The organism is Microbacterium sp. USHLN186 (assembly GCF_037145155.1).
In the GTDB taxonomy this organism is placed as follows: Bacteria; Actinomycetota; Actinomycetes; order Actinomycetales; family Microbacteriaceae; genus Microbacterium.
This window is the reverse complement of sequence record NZ_JBBCYA010000002.1, coordinates 689,670-708,934: the sequence shown is the minus strand read 5'-3', so window position 1 is coordinate 708,934 and position 19,265 is coordinate 689,670. Positions and strand designations below refer to the sequence as shown.

At 70.2% G+C, this 19,265-nt stretch carries 24 protein-coding genes; 16 read left to right on the top strand and 8 right to left on the bottom strand.

What is annotated here, in order from left to right; translation table 11 throughout:
* The first annotated feature begins 87 nt into the window (after positions 1-87).
* The 6 genes from sufB to WFG93_RS07420 are packed head-to-tail and all read left to right on the top strand — an operon-like array spanning position 88 to position 5,596.
* Entirely contained in the window at positions 88-1,506 is a 1,419-nt protein-coding gene (gene sufB, locus WFG93_RS07445) for a Fe-S cluster assembly protein SufB (RefSeq protein WP_336645670.1), read from the top strand.
* Positions 1,506-2,735 (top strand): Fe-S cluster assembly protein SufD, encoded by a 1,230-nt coding sequence (gene sufD / locus WFG93_RS07440; protein WP_336645669.1) that lies wholly within the window; start codon positions 1,506-1,508, stop codon positions 2,733-2,735. Before sufB ends, sufD begins: the two co-directional genes overlap by 1 nt.
* Positions 2,732-3,058 (top strand): non-heme iron oxygenase ferredoxin subunit, encoded by a 327-nt coding sequence (locus WFG93_RS07435; RefSeq protein ID WP_336645668.1) that lies wholly within the window; start codon positions 2,732-2,734, stop codon positions 3,056-3,058. The genes sufD and WFG93_RS07435 overlap by 4 nt, the downstream gene beginning before the upstream one ends.
* Positions 3,059-3,829 carry a Fe-S cluster assembly ATPase SufC gene (gene sufC / locus WFG93_RS07430; protein WP_336645667.1) on the top strand — a complete coding sequence of 257 codons (771 nt, stop codon included), beginning with the start codon at positions 3,059-3,061 and terminating at the stop codon, positions 3,827-3,829.
* A gap of 9 nt (positions 3,830-3,838) precedes the next feature.
* Positions 3,839-4,168 (top strand): metal-sulfur cluster assembly factor, encoded by a 330-nt coding sequence (locus WFG93_RS07425; RefSeq protein ID WP_099196638.1) that lies wholly within the window; start codon positions 3,839-3,841, stop codon positions 4,166-4,168.
* 18 nt (positions 4,169-4,186) lie between these two features.
* Positions 4,187-5,596: an MFS transporter gene (locus tag WFG93_RS07420; protein ID WP_336645666.1), complete on the top strand. Its 1,410-nt coding sequence runs from the start codon at positions 4,187-4,189 to the stop codon at positions 5,594-5,596.
* Here the strand turns inward: WFG93_RS07420 and WFG93_RS07415 are convergent.
* Complete coding sequence (locus WFG93_RS07415) at positions 5,571-6,125, bottom strand: TetR family transcriptional regulator (protein ID WP_336645665.1); 555 nt, start codon at positions 6,123-6,125, stop codon at positions 5,571-5,573. The two genes, WFG93_RS07420 and WFG93_RS07415, sit on opposite strands and share 26 nt — an antisense overlap.
* 80 nt (positions 6,126-6,205) lie before the next feature.
* Between WFG93_RS07415 and WFG93_RS07410 the strand changes: the two genes are divergently transcribed.
* From WFG93_RS07410 to WFG93_RS07395, 4 genes are all read left to right on the top strand, one after another.
* Entirely contained in the window at positions 6,206-6,820 is a 615-nt protein-coding gene (locus WFG93_RS07410) for a biotin transporter BioY (protein WP_336645664.1), read from the top strand.
* Positions 6,817-7,500, top strand: coding sequence for an energy-coupling factor ABC transporter ATP-binding protein (locus WFG93_RS07405; protein WP_336645663.1), 684 nt, complete (start codon positions 6,817-6,819; stop codon positions 7,498-7,500). The genes WFG93_RS07410 and WFG93_RS07405 overlap by 4 nt, the downstream gene beginning before the upstream one ends.
* Positions 7,497-8,093: an energy-coupling factor transporter transmembrane protein EcfT gene (locus tag WFG93_RS07400; protein ID WP_336645662.1), complete on the top strand. Its 597-nt coding sequence runs from the start codon at positions 7,497-7,499 to the stop codon at positions 8,091-8,093. Before WFG93_RS07405 ends, WFG93_RS07400 begins: the two co-directional genes overlap by 4 nt.
* Positions 8,094-8,199: 106 nt before the next feature.
* Entirely contained in the window at positions 8,200-9,798 is a 1,599-nt protein-coding gene (locus WFG93_RS07395; protein ID WP_336645661.1) for an ABC-F family ATP-binding cassette domain-containing protein, read from the top strand.
* Positions 9,799-9,850: 52 nt separating this feature from the next.
* Here the strand turns inward: WFG93_RS07395 and WFG93_RS07390 are convergent, their stop codons facing one another.
* The 4 genes from WFG93_RS07390 to WFG93_RS07375 all read right to left on the bottom strand — a co-directional run bounded on the left by WFG93_RS07390 (position 9,851) and on the right by WFG93_RS07375 (position 11,721).
* Positions 9,851-10,666 (bottom strand): SURF1 family cytochrome oxidase biogenesis protein, encoded by an 816-nt coding sequence (locus WFG93_RS07390; protein WP_336645660.1) that lies wholly within the window; start codon positions 10,664-10,666, stop codon positions 9,851-9,853.
* A complete protein-coding gene (locus tag WFG93_RS07385; RefSeq protein ID WP_336645659.1) occupies positions 10,663-10,887 on the bottom strand; it encodes a hypothetical protein in 225 nt (74 codons plus the stop codon). Before WFG93_RS07385 ends, WFG93_RS07390 begins: the two co-directional genes overlap by 4 nt.
* Complete coding sequence (locus WFG93_RS07380) at positions 10,884-11,249, bottom strand: DUF3099 domain-containing protein (protein WP_336645658.1); 366 nt, start codon at positions 11,247-11,249, stop codon at positions 10,884-10,886. Before WFG93_RS07380 ends, WFG93_RS07385 begins: the two co-directional genes overlap by 4 nt.
* A 61-nt stretch (positions 11,250-11,310) precedes the next feature.
* Complete coding sequence (locus WFG93_RS07375; protein WP_336645657.1) at positions 11,311-11,721, bottom strand: DUF4190 domain-containing protein; 411 nt, start codon at positions 11,719-11,721, stop codon at positions 11,311-11,313.
* A gap of 135 nt (positions 11,722-11,856) precedes the next feature.
* Here WFG93_RS07375 and WFG93_RS07370 point away from each other — a divergent pair, with 135 nt between their 5' ends.
* Positions 11,857-12,567, top strand: a complete 711-nt coding sequence (locus WFG93_RS07370; protein WP_336645656.1) for a beta-ketoacyl-ACP reductase — start codon at positions 11,857-11,859, stop codon at positions 12,565-12,567.
* A 39-nt stretch (positions 12,568-12,606) separates the two neighbouring features.
* On the opposite strand, the gene serB is transcribed toward WFG93_RS07370, so the two are convergent.
* Both serB and WFG93_RS07360 read right to left on the bottom strand, forming a co-directional pair.
* Entirely contained in the window at positions 12,607-13,242 is a 636-nt protein-coding gene (gene serB / locus WFG93_RS07365) for a phosphoserine phosphatase SerB (protein ID WP_336645655.1), read from the bottom strand.
* A 17-nt stretch (positions 13,243-13,259) separates the two neighbouring features.
* Positions 13,260-14,501 (bottom strand): glucose-1-phosphate adenylyltransferase, encoded by a 1,242-nt coding sequence (locus tag WFG93_RS07360; RefSeq protein WP_336645654.1) that lies wholly within the window; start codon positions 14,499-14,501, stop codon positions 13,260-13,262.
* Between the two features lie 46 nt (positions 14,502-14,547).
* Between WFG93_RS07360 and glgA the strand changes: the two genes are divergently transcribed.
* The 3 genes from glgA to WFG93_RS07345 all read left to right on the top strand — a co-directional run bounded on the left by glgA (position 14,548) and on the right by WFG93_RS07345 (position 16,909).
* The gene (gene glgA / locus WFG93_RS07355; protein ID WP_336645653.1) at positions 14,548-15,732 is read left to right on the top strand and encodes a glycogen synthase; all 1,185 of its coding nucleotides are present in this window, start codon (positions 14,548-14,550) and stop codon (positions 15,730-15,732) included.
* An 18-nt stretch (positions 15,733-15,750) separates the two neighbouring features.
* Positions 15,751-16,539: an ABC transporter ATP-binding protein gene (locus WFG93_RS07350; RefSeq protein ID WP_336645652.1), complete on the top strand. Its 789-nt coding sequence runs from the start codon at positions 15,751-15,753 to the stop codon at positions 16,537-16,539.
* A 115-nt stretch (positions 16,540-16,654) separates the two neighbouring features.
* On the top strand, positions 16,655-16,909 hold the full coding sequence (locus tag WFG93_RS07345; RefSeq protein ID WP_336645651.1) for a type B 50S ribosomal protein L31: 255 nt from the start codon (positions 16,655-16,657) through the stop codon (positions 16,907-16,909).
* 71 nt (positions 16,910-16,980) lie between these two features.
* Here the strand turns inward: WFG93_RS07345 and WFG93_RS07340 are convergent, their stop codons facing one another.
* The gene (locus WFG93_RS07340; protein WP_336645650.1) at positions 16,981-17,688 is read right to left on the bottom strand and encodes a 3'-5' exonuclease; all 708 of its coding nucleotides are present in this window, start codon (positions 17,686-17,688) and stop codon (positions 16,981-16,983) included.
* Between the two features lie 74 nt (positions 17,689-17,762).
* On the opposite strand from WFG93_RS07340, the gene WFG93_RS07335 reads away from it, so the two are divergent.
* Both WFG93_RS07335 and WFG93_RS07330 read left to right on the top strand, forming a co-directional pair.
* Positions 17,763-18,386, top strand: a complete 624-nt coding sequence (locus WFG93_RS07335; RefSeq protein ID WP_336645649.1) for a LysE family translocator — start codon at positions 17,763-17,765, stop codon at positions 18,384-18,386.
* Positions 18,387-18,539: 153 nt separating this feature from the next.
* The gene (locus WFG93_RS07330) at positions 18,540-19,127 is read left to right on the top strand and encodes a single-stranded DNA-binding protein (protein WP_336645648.1); all 588 of its coding nucleotides are present in this window, start codon (positions 18,540-18,542) and stop codon (positions 19,125-19,127) included.
* Positions 19,128-19,265: the final 138 nt, after the last annotated feature.

Below are 19,265 nucleotides of genomic sequence, written 5' to 3'. Positions count from 1 at the left end.
ATCGGCATCCCTTCCCCTGCAGACTCGATGGGGATCCGGTATGCCGGGGCGGATGACACCGTCTGGGCCATGTGAGGAGAGTGTGTCATGTCGGATGTGCTGATCGACCGCCCGGAGCTCGAGAGTCTGGGGGTGTACGAGTTCGGCTGGCACGACCCCGATGCCGCCGGGGCCAGCGCCAAGCGCGGAATCTCCGAGGACGTGGTGCGTGACATCTCCGCCCTCAAGAGCGAGCCGGAGTGGATGCTGAAGACCCGTCTCAAGGGTCTCTCCCTCTTCGACCGCAAGCCGATGCCGACCTGGGGCGCCGACCTCAGCGAGATCGACTTCGAGAACATCAAGTACTTCGTGCGCTCCACCGAGAAGCAGGCGCAGAGCTGGGAAGACCTCCCCGACGACATCAAGAACACCTACGAGCGGCTGGGCATCCCCGAGGCCGAGCGTCAGCGTCTCGTCGCCGGCGTGGCCGCGCAGTACGAGTCCGAGGTCGTCTACCACCAGATCCGCGAGGACCTGGAGGCGCAGGGCGTCATCTTCATGGACACCGACACGGCGCTGCGCGAGCACCCCGAGTTCTTCGAGGAGTACTTCGGCACCGTGATCCCCGTCGGCGACAACAAGTTCGCCGCGCTGAACACCGCCGTCTGGTCGGGTGGATCGTTCGTGTACGTGCCCAAGGGCGTGCACGTGGAGATCCCGCTGCAGGCCTACTTCCGCATCAACACCGAGAACATGGGCCAGTTCGAGCGGACGCTCATCATCGCCGACGAAGACAGCTACGTGCACTACATCGAGGGCTGCACGGCGCCGATCTACAAGTCGGATTCGCTGCACTCCGCGGTGGTCGAGATCATCGTGAAGAAGAACGCCCGCGTGCGCTACACGACGATCCAGAACTGGTCGAACAACGTCTACAACCTCGTCACCAAGCGCGCCGTCGCCCACGAGGGCGCGACGATGGAATGGGTGGACGGGAACATCGGCTCCAAGGTGACCATGAAGTACCCGTCGATCTACCTGATGGGCGAGCGCGCCAAGGGCGAGACCCTGTCGGTCGCCTTCGCCGGTCCCGGTCAGCACCAGGACGCCGGCGCGAAGATGGTGCACATGGCCCCCTACACGCAGTCGTCGATCGTCTCGAAGTCGATCGCGCGCGGCGGCGGACGCTCCGGCTACCGCGGCGAGGTGCGCGTGGATCCGGCCGCACACCACTCGGCGAACTCCGTCGTGTGCGACGCCCTGCTGGTCGACACCCAGTCGCGCTCCGACACCTACCCGTCGATCGACATCCGCGTCGACGACGTGCAGCTCGGCCACGAGGCGACGGTGTCGAAGGTCAGCGCGGAGCAGCTGTTCTACCTGCAGTCGCGCGGCATCGAGGAGACCGAGGCCATGGCGATGATCGTGCGCGGCTTCATCGAGCCCATCGCACGGGAGCTGCCGATGGAGTACGCGATGGAACTGAACAAGCTCATCGAGATGGGCATGGAAGGCAGTGTCGGCTGATGACCGCCCCCACTCAGGCGCCCGAGCTGGCGCCGCAGACGAACGCGCACATCGACCCGGCCGCACAGGTCGCCGACGCCGGCTTCGTCCCGGTGCAGACCCGCTCGGAGCGCCCGCGGTCGTTCGACCCGGATGACTTCGGCGCCCCCACCGGACGCGAGGTGAACTGGAAGCACACGCCCGTCGCTCAGCTGAAGCCGCTGTTCACCCCCGTCGACGGCGCCGCGGGCATCACGCGCAGCGTGAGCCACGAGCAGTACCTCGGCGCACCGCTCGCGCACGGCACCGCGCCGCGCGGGCAGTTCTTCGTCCCGGAGGACGTCGTCTCGGCAGTGGCCTGGCAGGGTGCCGCTGACGCCGTGCACGTGCGCATCCCGAACGACGAGGAGGTCGCCGAGCCGATCGTCGTGACACTGCACGGAACCGGCGGCCGCGCCGACGACCACCTCGTCATCGAGGCCGGGCGGCACAGCGTGGCGACGGTCGTGCTGCAGCACACCGGCATCGCACAGTACGCCCAGAACGTGGAGATCATCGTCCGCGACGGTGCGAAGCTCAAGGTCATCTCGGTGCAGCGCTGGGACGACGAGGCCATCCACGCCTCTGCGCACCAGGCCCGCGTCGACCGCGATGCGGAGCTGACCCACATCGTGGTCAGCCTCGGCGGCGGCATCGTGCGCGTCAACCCGAGCGTCGAGCTCGCCGGCACCGGATCGCACGGCTACCTGTACGGGCTGTCGTTCGCCGACTCCGGACAGCACCTCGAGAGCCAGGTCTATTTGCACCACAAGGGCGCGCACACCACGGGTGACGTGCTCTACAAGGGCGCTCTGCACGGTGCGAGCGCGCGCAGCGTGTGGATCGGCGACGTGCTGATCGGACCGGATGCCACCGGCACCGACTCCTACGAGGCGAACCGCAACCTGGTGCTCACCGAGGGCGCTCGCGCGGACTCGATCCCCAACCTCGAGATCGAGACCGGCGACATCGCCGGTGCAGGTCACGCGAGCGCGACCGGTCGGTTCGACGACGAGCAGCTGTTCTACCTGCAGGCGCGCGGCATCTCCGAGGAGGAGGCACGCCGCCTGGTGGTCTTCGGCTTCCTCACCGAGATCGTCCAGCGCATCGGCATCCCGTCGCTGCAGGACGAACTCGTGGACGCTCTCGAGGGCGAGCTGGCCGCCGTGACCGCCGACGTCGCACTGAGCAGCCCGGGAGAGGCGAAGTGAGCGCGCAGCGCGCATGCGGCGTCAGCGAGCTCGAGCAGGACACTCCGCTGCGCGTCGAGCTCGACGGTGTCGCGATCTCGATCGTGAAGGACTCGGATGACATCATCCACGCGATCGGCGACCGCTGCACCCACGGCGACATCTCCCTCTCGGAGGGCTTCGTGGAAGGCAAGACGCTGGAATGCTGGGCCCACGGCTCGGCGTTCTCGCTCGAGACCGGCCGCCCCCTCAACCTCCCCGCTTACGAGCCCGTCCCGGTCTTCGTCGTGCAGATCGACGGCGACGACGTGCTCATCGACCCCACTGTCACAAAGGAAGTCTGAATGTCTGTTCTCGAGATCCGCGACCTGCACGTAACGGTCGAGACCGACCAGGGCGAGACCCCCATCCTCAACGGGATCGACCTGACCATCAACACGGGTGAGACGCACGCCATCATGGGCCCGAACGGCTCCGGCAAGTCCACCCTGGCCTACACGATCGCCGGTCACCCCAAGTACACCGTCACGCAGGGCACCATCACCTTCGACGGTGAGGACGTGCTGGAGATGAGCGTGGACGAGCGCGCCCGCGCGGGCCTGTTCCTCGCGATGCAGTACCCGGTCGAGATCCCCGGTGTCACCGTGACCAACTTCCTGCGCACCGCGAAGACCGCGATCGACGGCGAGGCGCCCTCGATCCGTCAGTGGACCAAGGACGTCAAGCAGGCCATGGGCAACCTGCGCATGGACCCGAAGTTCGCGCAGCGCAACGTCAACGAGGGCTTCTCGGGCGGCGAGAAGAAGCGCCACGAGATCATGCAGCTCGAGGTGCTCAAGCCCAAGTTCGCCGTGCTCGACGAGACCGACTCCGGTCTGGACGTCGACGCGCTGAAGATCGTGTCGGAGGGCGTCAACCGCGCCAAGGAGGCGACCAACCTCGGCGTGCTGCTGATCACGCACTACACGCGCATCCTGCGCTACATCCGCCCGGACTTCGTGCACGTCATCGTCAAGGGCCGGATCGTCGAGGAGGGCGGCTCCGAGCTCGCGGACCGTCTCGAGGAAGAGGGCTACGACCGCTTCCTCGACCCCGCCGAGCCCATCGAAGCGTAGGCTGGGAGCATGACCGCGACGCTCACCCCGGAGAAGTACGACGAGGTCACCGAGGCGCTCAAGGACGTCATGGACCCCGAGCTGGGGATCAACGTCGTCGACCTCGGGCTGATCTACGACCTGTCCTGGGATGACGAGAACGACGCGCTGGTGATCCACATGACGCTCACCAGCGCCGGCTGCCCGCTCACCGACGTGCTCGAGGAGCAGACCGCGCAGGCTCTGGACTCGGTGGTGGATCAGTTCCGCATCAACTGGGTGTGGATGCCGCCGTGGGGCCCCGAGCGGATCACGGACGACGGGCGCGACATGATGCGCGCCCTCGGATTCGCGATCTGAGATGACCGCGCGTCGCGTGTGAGCGCGCGTGCAGCGGTCGCGACGATCTGGGATCGGCCGCGGCTGGGGATCACCGTCGGATCGGTGGTGCTGATCTTCCTCGCCGCGATCGAGGCCCTCGCGGTCACGACCGTCATGCCGGTCGTCAGCGCCGACCTGAACGGCGAGGCGCTGTACGCGGCGGCCTTCTCGGGCACGCTGGCCACCAGCGTGGTCGGCATGGTCGCCGCCGGCACCTGGAGCGACCGCGCGGGCCCGCGCGCACCGCTGTACACGGCGGTCCTGCTGTTCGCGGCGGGGCTGCTCGTGTCCGGCCTCGCGCCGGACATGCGAGTGTTCCTGTTCGGCCGGCTGGTGCAGGGGCTCGGAGCGGGCGGGCAGACGGTGGCGCTGTACGTGGTCGTCGCGCGCGTGTACCCCGCGCAGCTGCACGGGCGCATCTTCGCGGCCTACGCTGCGGCCTGGGTGGTGCCCTCGATCGTCGGGCCCTTCCTCGCCGGCGTGGTGACCGAGCTGCTGCACTGGCGGTGGACGTTCCTGGGCGTCGCGGTGCTGACCGCCGGGGCCTTCGCGCTCGTGGCGCAGCGACTGCGCGCCGTGCCGCTCGACCGGCATGCCGCCTCCCGCGACCCGGCTGCGGAAGGCCCGCCGTCGAGCGGTGGCGAGCCGAACGGCGCGACATCGCAGGTCGCGGCCCGGCTGCTGCTCGCGTGCGTCGTCGCCGCGTGTGCGGTGCTGGTCGGCTTCACCGCCGACCTCGACCCGAACCTGGGCGTTCCGCTCGCAGCGGTCGGCATCGCCGTCACCGGCGTGGCGATCCTGCCGCTGCTGCCGCCGCGGTCGCTGCGCGCCGCTCCCGGTCTGCCCAGCGTGGTGCTCACCCGCGGGCTGGTCGCCGGGGCCTTCTTCGCCGCCGAGGCGTTCATCCCGAAGCTGCTCATGCAGGAGCACGGCTTCTCTCCCTCCACCGCTGGCCTCGCGCTGACGCTCGCCGCACTGGGATGGTCGAGCGCGTCCGCCGTGCAGGGACGCTACGGCGATCGGCTCGGCAGCACGCGCATCGTCGCGATCACCGTGACCCTCATGATGACCGCCCTGCTCATGGTGCTCGCCGTGGTGCTGCTGCGACCCGGGGCGTGGATGGTCGTGCTCGGCTGGGGCCTCGCCGGGGCGGGCATCGGCCTGCTCTATCCGCGACTGACCGTGCTCACCCTCGCCTACTCGTCCGAGCGGGACGAGGGCTTCAACTCGGCGGCGCTGTCGATCTCCGACGCCACCGGCTCGGCACTGGCCGTGGCTGTCGCGGGTCTGGGGTTCATCGCGCTGCCGCTGCTGGGCAGCGGCTACACGACGGTCTATCTCCTCGCCGTGCTGCTCGCGCTGCTGACGCTGGTGCCGGGACTCAGGATGGGCGACGGGCCGCGTTGATGCCGGACAGCGCGTGGATGCCGGCGCGGAAGACGTCCATCGCGCGTGCGGCAGGGTCTGCGGCATCCGCAGTGACGGCGCCGACACTCTGCGCGTGCATCCGCTGCTGCAGCAGGGTCACGTGGCCGAGGATGAACTCGAAGACGGCATCGGCGAGGGCGTCCCTGGTGCCGCTCGGGGGCAGGGACGCGGCCAGCGCGCGCTGCGCGCGATCGGCGCCCAGCCGCAGCGCGTAGGTGCTCATGACCACTTCCGCTCCGTCGCGGAAGGCGAGCAGCGCGTCGTGGATGGCGAGCGCGACGTCCATCAGCTCACGACCGTCGTCCGCGTCGGGCACCGCGACGAGGATGCGCTCGGCGACCGCCGCGAGCAGGGCCTGCTTGCTCGGGAAGTGCCAGTACAGCGCACTGGGCTGCACTTCCAGCGCCGTCGCCAGACGCCGCATCGACAGGTCGGGCAGGCCCACCTCGTCGAGCAGCCGCAGCGTGGACTCGACGATGCCGGAGCGATCGTGGCGCGGAGGGGACATGGCCCGAGTATAGTGAACGCTGTTCAGGTGAACGGTGTTCAGGAGAACGCCGTCCGCTTCGCTCCATCCTCGGAGGACCCATGACCGATGACCGCCGTCCGCTCAGCGCGGACCTCGCCCGCATCGCCGTGTTCGCGGCGCTCGTGATCGTGCTGGGCACGGTGATGGTGCCCCTTCCCGGCGGCGTGCCCATCACCGGCCAGACGCTGGGCGTGATGCTCGCCGGTCTCGTGCTCGGTGCGCGCCGCGGGCCCCTGGCCATCCTCACAGTGCTGGCTCTGGCGGCGATCGGGCTGCCGGTGCTGGCCGGCGGACGCGGCGGACTGGGCGCCTTCGTCGGCCCCACGGCGGGCTACCTGATCGGCTGGGTGGCCGCCGCCGCCGTGATCGGTCTGATCGCGCACTCCGGGCGTCTGAGCTGGTGGCGGGCCGGCCTCGCCGCACTGATCGGCGGCATCGGCGTCGTGTACCTCTTCGGCATCCCCGTGCAGGCGTGGGTCACCGGCGTCCCACTGGATCTCACCGCGCTCTCCAGCCTCGCCTTCCTGCCCGGCGACCTGCTCAAGGCCGCTCTCGCGACGGCCCTCGCGCTCGCACTGCGCCGGGCCTACCCGCGCGCCTTCCCCGCCCGCGCACTCCCGGCTTCTGACGCCCGGCACGCCCGCGACACCCGCACGGCCGTCCCCGCATCGTGACCGGCGCCGAGGTCGTCTTCGACGGCGTCGGCTGCCGTGTGGACGACACGGTCATCCTGCACGATGTGACCCTCGAGCTGCGCGCACGTCGCACCGCGGTGATCGGCGGCAACGGCTCGGGCAAGTCCACCTTCGCGCGGATGCTGAACGGGCTGCGCACCCCGACCAGCGGAACGGCACGCGTGCTCGGGCTGGATCCGTCGCGGGACGGGCCGCAGCTCCGGCGCCGGGTGGGGTTCGTGTTCACCAATCCCGAAGCACAGATCCTCATGCCCACTCCCGCGGAGGACCTGGCCCTGTCCCTGTCTGGGGTGCCTCGGGCGGAGCGGGCAGAGCGGGTCGCCGCCCTGCTGCAGCGCTTCGGGCTCGACGGGCGCGGAGAGCAGCCGGCATCCACCCTCTCCGGCGGGCAGCGTCAGCTGCTCGCCGTGGCCGCCGTGCTCGCCACCGAGCCCGACCTCGTCGTCGCCGACGAGCCGACCACCCTTCTGGATCTGCGCAACGCCCGGCGGATCGGCGATCTGCTGCTCGGTCTCGACGTGCCGGTGGTGATCGTCACGCATGACCTCGAGCTCGCGGCACGGTGCGACGAGGCGGTGCTGTTCGCCGACGGCGCGGTCAGGGCGGCGGGCGTGCCGGATGACGTCATCGCGTGCTACCGGGAGTCGGTGCGTGCGTGATCTCCCTGTATCGACCGGGCAGCAGCATCCTGCATCGATGGTCCGCGGGCGGGAAGCTGGCGGCGCTGATCGTCGTGGCGCTCGTGATCTCGCTGGCACGGCCCGGTGCGACCGCGACCGCGGTGCTTCTGGCGGCGGCATCGGCGCTGCTGCTGATCGCCGGGTTCGGGGTGCGCGGCCTGCTGCGCGCCTGGTGGGCGCTGCGGTGGCTGATCCTCGTGCTGGGCGGCGCGCTGTGGCTCTTCGTCGACGCGCAGACCGCCGTGCAGAGCACCGGCCGGGTGGTCACGCTGCTTCTGCTGGCCGAGCTGCTGACCGCCACCACGCGCACCGGCGACCTGCTCGACGCGCTGCGCGGGGCACTGCGACCGCTGCGGCGCGTCGGAGTCGACCCGGATGCCGTCGCGCTGACCATCTCGCTCACCATCGCGATGATCCCCGTGCTGGCCGGCTTTCTCGACCAGGTGCGCGATGCGCAGCGTGCGCGGGGGGTGCGCCTCGGACCGCGCGCGGCCCTGCCGCTGCTGGTGCTCACCATGAAGCACGCCGACGATGTCGGCGATGCCCTCGCCGCGCGCGGTCTCGCGCGCTGACCCGACGCCGACCGCGTGCGGCGCCCGGGGAGCGCTCAGGGGCACGTCCTATACTGGGAGGCTGGCCATTCGGCCGCTCACCCACCCCCGAAGATCGGATGACGCTGTGCTTGCCGTGCATGAACTCGAGATCCGCGTCGGAGCGCGCGTGCTCATGTCGGACGTGTCGTTCCGCGTCGCCGCCGGCGACAAGATCGGCCTTGTCGGTCGCAACGGCGCCGGCAAGACCACGCTGACCAAGGTGCTCGCCGGAGACGTGCTCGCATCCGAGGGCAAGGTGACCCGTTCGGGCGAGCTCGGCTATCTGCCGCAGGACCCCCGCACCGGCGACCCGGAGATGCTGGCGCGCACACGCATCCTCGACGCGCGTGGACTGGGCTCGATCCAGCTGACGATGGCGCAGGCCTCGCAGGACATGGCGTCCGACGACCCGAAGGTCGCCGACCGCGCGATGCGCAAGTTCGCGAACGCCACCGAGCGCTTCGAAGCACTCGGCGGTTACGCGGCCGAGGCGGAGGCCGCGTCGATCGCGCACAACCTCTCGCTGCCGGACCGCATCCTCGACCAGCCGCTGAGCACGCTGTCCGGTGGTCAGCGCCGCCGCATCGAGCTCGCCCGCATCCTGTTCTCGGATGCCGAGACGATGATCCTCGACGAGCCGACCAACCACCTCGACGCCGACAGCGTGGTGTGGCTGCGCGAGTTCCTGAAGAGCTACAAGGGCGGACTGATCGTCATCAGCCACGACGTCGACCTCGTCGGCGAGACGGTCAACCGCGTGTTCTACCTCGACGCGAACCGCCAGATGATCGACATCTACAACATGAACTGGAAGAACTACCTGCGCCAGCGTGTGGCGGACGAGGAACGGCGGAAGAAGGAGCGCGCGAACGCCGAGAAGAAGGCCACTCAGCTGCAGCAGCAGGCGGCGCGGTTCGGTGCCAAGGCGTCCAAGGCGGCGGCCGCGCACCAGATGGTCGCGCGCGCCGAGAAGCTGCTGTCCGGCCTGGACGAGGTGCGCCAGGTGGACCGGGTGGCGAAGCTGCGCTTCCCGAAGCCGGCGCCGTGCGGCAAGACGCCGCTGATGGCCTCCGGCCTGTCGAAGTCGTACGGGTCACTGGAGATCTTCACCGACGTCGACCTCGCGATCGACCGCGGCTCGAAGGTGGTCGTGCTCGGCCTGAACGGCGCGGGCAAGACCACGCTACTGCGCATCCTCGCCGGAGTCGACGCGCCCGACACCGGCCAGCTGGAGCCGGGTCACGGGCTGAAGGTCGGGTACTACGCGCAGGAGCACGAGAACCTCGACGTCGACCGGTCGGTGCTGGCGAACATGATGTCGGCGGCCCCCGACATCACCGAGACCGAGGCGCGCAAGGTGCTCGGCTCGTTCCTGTTCACCGGCGACGACGTGCTCAAGCCCGCGGGTGTGCTCTCCGGGGGTGAGAAGACGCGTCTCTCGCTGGCGACGCTGGTGGTGTCCTCGGCGAACATGCTGCTGCTGGACGAGCCCACGAACAACCTCGACCCGGCCTCGCGCGAGGAGATCCTCGGCGCGCTCGCGCACTACGAGGGCGCGGTGGTGCTCGTCTCGCACGACCCGGGCGCGGTGGAGTCGCTCAACCCGGAGCGGGTGCTCATCCTGCCCGACGGGGTGGAGGACATCTGGAGCCGGGAGTACCAGGAGCTCATCGAACTGGCCTGACGCCGAACGACGGTCACGCGCTCGCGCAACTGCGGGGATCGACAGCGGGTGGTCAGCGGGACACGGCGTCCAGCAGCGCGTCCTCATCGTCGGCGTCGCGATCGCGACGCCGACGCGGAGCGCGCACGGGGATCTCGCCGGCATCCTCCTTCGCCTTCACGATCTCGGTGCGGATGGCGTAGCCGATGAAGGCGAAGCCCATGACGGCGAACAGGATCCACTGGATGGCGTACGACAGGTGCGGACCGGGGTCCTCGGTGGGTGCGGTGAAGCCGCCCAGCCGGTCGGCGGCCGCCGGCTCCTCGGCGATCAGCTCGCCGTAGCCGCCCGTCGCCAGCGCGGCATCGACCCGCTCGGCGATCGTCGGGAGGTGGATGGTGGGCACCTGCCCCTCCGGGGCGCCGCGACCGGATGACGGCAGCCGCTCACCCGGTCGCAGCCGCACGGTGACGGTCGTCTCACCCGCCGGGGGAGCGGGAACGCTCTTCGGCACCGGATCCTCGCCCGGCGAGATCCAGCCGCGGTCGACCAGCAGCACCAGGCCGCTGTCATCGCGGAACGGCACGAGGACCTCGAAGGCGCTGGTGCCGCCGTGCGGGCGATTGCGCACCAGCAGCTGCTTCTCGGGCAGGTATTCGCCGTGCAGATGGACCGGGCGCCATTCGTCGGCCGGATCGAGCGCGCCGTCCGCGCCGATGAGGGCGGCGGCCGGGACAGGATCGGCGTCGTAGTTGCGCTCGACGAGGGCGATCTGCGCGGTGCGCGTCTCGTTGCGATCGAACTGCCACTGCGAGAGGAACACGCAGGCGACGGCGAAGGCGATGGCAACCAGCAGGTACCCGCCCCAGCGCAGCAGACGGCGGCTCACCCCGGGGCCCCGACCGCGTCGTCGCCGCCCACGGGCAGGGGCTCGATGCGGACGGGGAAGTCGCGCGCCCGCAGGTACTCGCTGAGGAATCCGACGTGCTCATCGCAGGCCGGCCAGATCTTACGGCGGTCCTCCGCATGGATGCGCGGGTTCCGCCAGACGATGTGGTGCGTGGCGTCCTCACGGCAATCGGCTCGCGCGCACTGGCTCGCGCCGCTCATCGTTCATCGGCTCCGCGATCGTCACGCTGCTCGACGATGGTGATGACCTCGGGGTCGGCCACCGGCGGCGTGGATGTGACGACCGGCGTGGACGCCTCCAGCTGGCGGGCGGGCGACTCGACGGCCGTCGGGGTGCTGTCGGAGCCCGCGTTCGCGTAGACGACCGCGATGTAGGGCAGGAAGATCGCCGCTGCGGCGAACGCCCAGGTCCACCAGCCGATGGGCTGGACGAACGCCATGAGCAGGAAGCACACGGTGCGGATCGCCATGGTCAGCGCGTAGCGGCGCACGCGATGCGTCGCCTCGTCCTGCGGCGACTGCGGCAGGGAGGTGACGGCGGGGGCGTGGCGCTGTGATCTCACGGTGCTTCCAGCCTACGCCGCGCGCGAGGGCCGCGGCGCGCGTCAGCTGAAGGACGGCGCGTCAGCTGAACGAGACGGGGGAGGTCGCGACGGTGCCGAGCAGGGCTACGCCGAACACGACCGCGGCGATCACGAGCAGCAGGCTGATCGCCAGCGGCACGTACCCGAGGATGAGACCGGTCAGCGCCATACCGGATCCGCCGAGGCCGGGGTCTCGCCGGATCTGCGCGCGCGCCATGTGGCCGAGCACGACCGCGGCGAGCGGCACGAGCACGGGCACCAGCAGGAAGGCGATGAGCGGGCTGCCGACGATCCCGACGATGCCGCACACGAGCGCGGCCACGGCCAGCCCGCTGGGGGGACGGCGGGTACTGTACGGCGACGGATACCCGTACCCCTGCGTGTAGGGAGCCGGTGCCGGCGGCTGGTACGGCGGGGGATCGTAGGGTCCCGGTGGATTGTTCGCGCTCATGGCGTCCCCTCTGCGGTGCTCTCGTCCGCTCTGCAGGCTCGCAGGCACCGCGCACCCTGTCAAATGGCGCGGTCGGATCGCGGTGATGGCGTCGGTAGGATGGCGTGCGGTCCGTCCCCCCAGTCAGGAGCCCTCATGAGCGCTGAGCGCGTCGTCCTCGTCACCGGTGGAAACCGCGGCATCGGCCGCGCCATCGCCGAACGCTTCGTCCGCGAGGGGTACCGGGTCGCGGTGACCGCGCGCAGCGGCGAGGGGCCCGAGGGCACGCTCACGGTGCGGGCGGACGTCACCGACGCGACGGCCGTCGACGCGGCCTTCTCCGAGGTCGAGCAGAAGCTCGGCCCGGTCGAGATCGTGGTCGCCAACGCGGGCATCACCAAGGACACCCTGCTCATGCGTATGAGCGAGGACGACTTCGACAGCGTCGTCGCGACCAACCTCGGCGGCACCTTCCGTGTCGTCAAACGCGCCTCCAAGGGCATGCTGCGGGCACGGTTCGGCCGCGTCATCCTCATCTCCAGCGTCGTCGGACTGTACGGCTCGGCGGGGCAGGTCAACTACTCCGCGTCGAAGAGCGCACTGGTCGGCTTCGCGCGTTCGCTCACGCGCGAGCTCGGCGGGCGCGGCATCACCGCGAACGTCGTGGCTCCGGGCTTCATCGAGACCGACATGACGGCAGAGCTGCCGGAGGAGACGCAGAAGCAGTACAAGGCGAGCATTCCGGCGGGCCGCTTCGCGAGCCCGGACGAGGTCGCCGGGGCGGTCGCGTGGCTGGCCGGTGACGACGCCGCCTACATCTCCGGAGCCGTCATCCCGGTGGACGGCGGCCTCGGCATGGGGCACTGAGCGCACATCGCACAGGCGGGTGCCGGCGCGCATCGGCGCTCACGGCAGCAGCGGGATGACCTCGGCGAGGTCCTGCGGTCCCACCACGAGCGCCGCCGCCGCGCGCACGGCCGGCTTCGCGTTGAAGGCGATCCCGAGGCCGGCGACCGCCATCATGGTGAGATCGTTCGCACCGTCGCCGATCGCGAGCGTCGCGTGTGCGGGGACGCCGAGCTCGTCCGCCCAGTCCCGCAGGGCGGCGGCCTTGGCGGCGGCATCCACGATCGGCCCCTCCACCGTCCCGGCCAGCGCATCGCCGGCGAGCGCGAGCCGGTTGGCGCGCCAGCGGTCCACGCCGAGGCCGGGGGCGATGTCGTCGAGGATCTCGTGGAACCCGCCCGAGACGACTCCCACCACGCCGCCGCGCTCGTGCACGGCCGCCGTGAGCGCCTGCACGCCGGGCGTCGGCTCGATGCGCGCGCGCACGCGGGCGAACGCGGAGGTCGGCACGCCCTCGAGGGCGCGCACGCGCGAGCGCAGGCTCGCGGCGAAGTCCACCTCGCCGCGCATGGCAGCCTCGGTCGCAGCCTGCACTTCCTCGCGTCGGCCGGCCTCGTCGGCGAGCAGCTCGATCACCTCGTTGCGGATCAGGGTGGAATCGGCATCGAGGACGACGAGGAAGCGCGCGGCGGTCACCCGTCCGAGCGTAGCGGTCAGCGGGTGATGCGCACGCCCTTGCCGACGACGGTGATGCCGGAGTCGGTCACGGTGAAGCCGCGTTCCAGGTCGCGCTCGCGGTCGACGCCCACGGTGGCCCCGTCGTCGAGGGTGACGTTCTTGTCGAGCACGGCGCGGTGCACCCGCGCGCCCAGGCCGAGGTGCACCTGATCGAGCAGCACGGAGTCGGTGATCGTCGAGCCGCCCAGCGCGACCCCTCCCAGCCCGATCACGCTGCGCTCGATGTGCGTGCCCGACAGCACCGAACCCGCCGCGACCACGGAGTCGATCGCGTTCCCGATGCGCCCGACGGCGTCGCGGACGAACTTCGCCGGCGGCATGTTCACGTTCTGCGTGCGGATCGGCCAGGCGGTGTTGTACAGGTTGAAGATCGGCAGGGTCGAGATGAGATCCATGTGCGCGTCGAAGTAGGAATCGATCGTGCCCACGTCGCGCCAGTACGAGCGGTCGCGAGGCGACGAGCCCGGCACGTCGTTCTGCTTCATGTCGTAGTAGCCGGCTTCGCCGCGCTCGACGAAGTAGGGGATGATGTCGCCGCCCATGTCGTGGCCGGACGAGGCGGACTCGCCGTCGGCCTCCACGGCGGCGATGAGCGCATCGGTGTCGAAGACGTAGTTGCCCATCGACACGAGCACCTCGTTGGGGGAGTCGGCGAGGCCCGCCGGGTCGGCGGGCTTCTCGAGGAAGTCGCGGATCCGGCCGGTCTCGGCATCCGCGTCGATCACGCCGAACTGTGAGGCGAGGGCGAGCGGCTGCCGGATGCCGGCGACGGTCGCCGGCGCTCCGGATGCCACGTGCGCGGCGATCATCTGCTGGAAGTCCATCCGGTAGACGTGGTCGGCGCCGATGACGACGACGATGTCGGGCTTCTCGTCGTTGATGAGGTTCAGGCTCTGCAGGATCGCGTCGGCCGACCCCGAGAACCAGCGCTTGCCCAGTCGCTGCTGTGCGGGCACGGATGCCACGTACGAGTCGAGCAGCGCCGACATCCGCCAGTTCTGGGAGATGTGCCGGTCGAGGCTGTGCGACTTGTACTGGGTCAGCACGACGACCTGCCGCAGCCCGGAGTTGATGAGGTTCGAGATCGCGAAATCGATCAGTCGGTACTGACCCCCGAAGGGCACGGCGGGTTTCGCGCGGTCCGCTGTGAGGGGCATGAGTCGCTTGCCCTCGCCGCCGGCGAGGATGATCCCGAAAACCTTCTTTGGTGCCGACATGCGTCAACCATAGAGGGCCGAGCGGTCGATGTACTACCGTGCAGTCATGCGCGTCGACATCATCACCAAGGAGTACCCGCCGGAGATCTACGGCGGGGCCGGTGTGCATGTGGCCGAGCTCGTGGCGGCGCTGCGCTCGAGCATCGAGGTGCAGGTGCGCGCCTTCGGCGCCGAGCGCGGTGAGCCCGGCACCAGCGCCTACCGCACCCCGGGCGAGCTCGCCGGAGCGAACCCGGCGGTGCAGACCCTGGGCACGGATCTGGTGATGGTGGGCGACATCGCGGGCGCCGATCTGGTGCACAGTCACACCTGGTACGCCAATTTCGCCGGTCATCTCGCCTCTCAGCTGCACGGCATCCCGCACGTGCTCACCGCGCACAGCCTCGAGCCGCTGCGGCCGTGGAAGGCCGAGCAGCTCGGCGGGGGCTACGCCGTCTCGAGCGGCATCGAGAAGCTCGCCTACGAGAACGCGGCCGGCATCGTGGCCGTCAGCGCCGGTATGCGCCAGGACATCCTGCGCAGCTATCCGCAGGTCGATCCCGCGCGCGTGCACGTGATCCACAACGGCATCGACGTCGAGCGCTGGCGCCCGGTCGACAACCCCGCCCTGCTGCGCGGCATGGGCATCGACCCCGCCCGACCCTCGGTCGTCTTCGTCGGACGCATCACGCGTCAGAAGGGTCTGCCGTACCTGCTGCGCGCCGCGCAGCAGCTGCCGAAGGATGTGCAGCTGGTGCTGTGCGCCGGGGCGCCCGACACTGCGGAGATCATGGCCGAGGTGCAGGAGGGCGTGCGCTTGCTGCAGCAGAGTCGCGAGGGAGTCGTGTGGATCGAGCGGATGCTGCCGCGTGACGAGTTGTCGGCCATCCTCACCGCGGCGACCACCTTCGTCTGCCCGTCGGTGTACGAGCCGCTCGGCATCGTCAATCTCGAGGCCATGGCCTGCGGCGCCGCTGTGGTCGGCACCGCGACCGGTGGCATCCCCGAGGTCGTCGCCGACGGCGTGACCGGGCGCCTCGTGCCGATCGAGCAGCTGCAGGACGGCACCGGCACGCCGGTCGATCCCGACCGCTACGTCGCGGATCTCGCTGCGACGCTCACCGAGGTGACCTCGGATCCGGCTCGCGCCAAGGAGTACGGCGAGGCCGGACGCGAGCGCGCGCGGACGCATTTCAGCTGGGGTGCGATCGCCGACACCACCCGCGCGCTGTACGAGGAGCTGACCTCCTGAGCCGATAGGCTGGTCGCCATGTCGAGCGCTCTGGAATTCACCGATGTCGTCGTGCGTCGGGAAGGTCGCAACATCGTCGATCGCGTGACCTGGTCGGTGTCGGAGGAGCAGCGCTGGGTGGTGCTCGGCCCCAACGGCGCCGGCAAGACCACCCTGCTGCAGCTGGCCGACACACTCATGCACCCGACCTCTGGCACGGTGAGCGTGCTCGGCGAGATCCTGGGACGCACCGACGTGTTCGAGCTGCGTCCGCGGATCGGCTTCGCCTCCTCGGCAATGGCCCGCCGCATCCCGCGCGATGAGACCGTGCTGAACACCGTGATGACGGCCGCGTACTCGGTGATGGGCCGCTGGAACGAGGCCTACGAGGGGATCGACGAGCGACGCGCGCGCCGTGTGCTGGCCGACTGGCGGCTGGATCACCTCGCCGAGCGGCTGTTCGGCACTCTCAGCGACGGCGAGCAGAAGCGCGTGCAGATCGCGCGCGCGGTGATGACCGACCCCGAGCTGCTGCTGCTGGACGAGCCGACAGCGAGCCTGGACCTGGGCGCGCGGGAGGAGCTGCTGCAGCTGCTCAGCGGATACGCCGCCTCACCAACGACGCCGGCGATGGTCATGGTCACGCACCACGTGGAGGAGATCCCGGTGGGCTTCACGCACGTGATGCTGCTGCGCGAGGGCCGCATCGTCGCCGCCGGCCCGATCGAGCAGACGCTCACCGCCGACGCGCTCACCGAGGCGTTCGGCATGCCGATCGTGCTGAGCGAGGACGGCGGACGCTACGCCGCGCGCGCCACGGCATCCTGAGAGCGCACGCGGGCGGAAGCACCCGGGCAGAGGTGCTAAAATTGCTCCTCGGTGCGCTCGCACCGCAGACTTCCCTCGTCCCTGGCAGAATCCAGGGCACCACGTAAGGAATCCCATGAAGACTGACATCCACCCCGACTACCAGGCCGTCGTGTTCCGCGACCTCGGCTCGGGAGAGACCTTCCTCACCCGCTCCACCGTCACCAGCGACAAGACGATCGAGCTGGACGGCGTGGAGTACCCCGTCGTCGACGTCGAGATCTCCTCGGCCTCGCACCCGTTCTACACGGGCAAGCAGCGCATCATGGACTCGGCCGGTCGCGTCGAGAAGTTCAACCAGCGCTTCAAGGGCTTCGGCGGCGCCAAGTAAGAGCCGCTCACACAGAAGGCCCCGCCTCGGCGGGGCCTTCTGCATGTCCGGCCCTGCCTTCGCTGGAGCGCTCAGTCCCGCACCGGCCACGCGCCGTCGAGCGGGTCCTCGGGGTCCAGTCGCCCGATCCTCACGAAGTGCTCGGTGAGGCTCTCCGCCTGCTCCCGTGCCCAGGCGATCTGCCGGGTGTGCAGTTCGAGAGCGGTGGCGGGAAGCGCGAATTCGCGAGCCAGCGCCAGGGCCACGCGCCCGACCGCGACCGCGTCGGCGGATGCCTCATGGGCGGCGTCGAGCTCTACGGCGTAGTGCTCGGCGACGACCGTGAGCGTGCGCTTGCCTCGGCGGTAGCGGTCGACCGCCTTGTCGATGACGAGCGGATCGATCACGGGTGCCGGCGCGCTGAGCTCGGGGATGCCGTACCGGCGGGCCTCGTGCGCGAGCAGCGAGAAGTCGTAGGAGGCGTTGTAGGCAACGATCGGCAGGCCCTGCGCGAACAGCATCCGCAGCGCCGCCGTGACCTCCGCCACCACCTCGTGCGCGGGTCGTCCGTGTGCACGGGCGTGCGCGGTGCTGATCCCGTGCACTGCGCTCGCGCCGTCGGGGATGGGGATGCCGGGATCGGCGAGCCAGTCGCGCGCGGCGATCTGGGTGCCGTGCCGGTCGAGCACGCCGATGTGCGCCGTGACGATGCGATCGCGCGTGACGTCGACGCCGGTGGTCTCGAGGTCGAACACGCCCACGCGGGTGAGCCAGGACGGATTCTCGATCGGAAGGGTCATGCCCTCACCGTAGGACCGGCCGCCGACATCGCGGCGTGCGCAGGGCCGGTCCGCACGTTCACTACGCTGTGCTGGTGACCTGGACGGTATGGCTCTCGCTACTCGCGGCCTGTGTGGTGATCAGCTTCACGCCCGGTGCGGGGGCGATCAACACCATGAGCAGTGCGCTGACGCAGGGCTGGCGACGGTCCCTCTGGGGCGTGCTGGGGCAGCAGGCGGCGCTCGTCGTGCATGTGGCGATCGTCGCGGCCGGGATGGGGCTGCTGGTGGCGCGCTCTCCGCTGCTGTTCGAGACGATCCGCTACGTCGGCGCGGCGTATCTCGTCTATCTCGGGATCCGGCTCATCCTCGCCCGGCCAGAGGCCGGGGGTCTGCAGGAGACCACGCGAGCGCGCGAGCATGCCGCGTCCATCTTCCGGCGCGGCTTCTGGGTGAACCTGCTCAACCCCAAGGCGGTGGTGTTCTTTCTCGCCTTCGTGCCGCAGTTCGTCCGGCTCGACCGCGACCCTCTGCCGCAGTACGCGATCCTGCTGGGCACCGTGATCGTCGTCGATGTGCTGGTGATGTGGTTCTTCTTCGCCGCCGCGGCGAAGCCGTTCCGCCGCTTCACCCGCCAGGCGCGCGGCCAGCACGTGCTCAACACGATCTTCGGGGTGCTCTTCGTGCTGGTCGCGGGGCTGCTGCTGTTCGTGCACTGAGCCGCGCCTCGCACCGCAAGGAGCATCGTCCTGCACAGTCGACGATCTGCGCGGGTTCTCCACCTGCGGTGGGAACAGCGTGCACGGCGCGACCGGCGCTCGGTGCACGCTGTTCCCAGCCGGGCCCGCCCCGGGATGACTGAGGAGCACGAGATGACTTTGATCCACGACACCGTCACGATCGCGGGGAACATCGGCAACGACCCGACGTTTCGCACCATGCCCAGCGGCGTGCCGGTGCTGAACTTCCGCGTGGGGTCCTCGTCGGGGTACCGCGATCGCCGCACCGGCGAATGGGTGGAGGGACAGACCAGCTGGTACGCCGTGTCGGCGTTCCGCGACCTCGCCGAGCACGGCCGGGCGTCGCTGCGCTGCGGCGATCCGGTGATCATCACCGGGACGCTGAAGGTGAAGGAGTGGGAGAACGACGTGCGCAAGGGGGTCAGCGTCGACATCGTCGCCGATGCCATCGGACACGACCTCAACCGCGGCACGAGCGCGTTCGTCCGCCGGCCGAAGGGCTCGACGGCGAGCGCTCCCGCCGCTGCGACGGCAGACGTCTCGAGCGCCGGCACCTTCTCTGCCGGACCTTTCGCTCCCGCCGCACCGGCGGACGACGGCCCGGCCCTGGACGAGGTACCGGCGGACATGCGCGACGCCTGGGGCCGGCACGGCCTGATCGATACCACGGCGGGGGAGGAGGCCGCCGAGGAGCCGCTCGACGAGACCACCTTCGCATAGTCGGTCAGGCTCGGCGGAGGACCTCGGGGACGCGAAGAGACTGCTGCCCGTGCCTCGAGGATCCTCCGCCCCGTGGTGAGCGGCACGCAGCGAAGGCCCGGGCGGGACGGGTAGGCTGGATGGTCGGCTCCCTCGTGG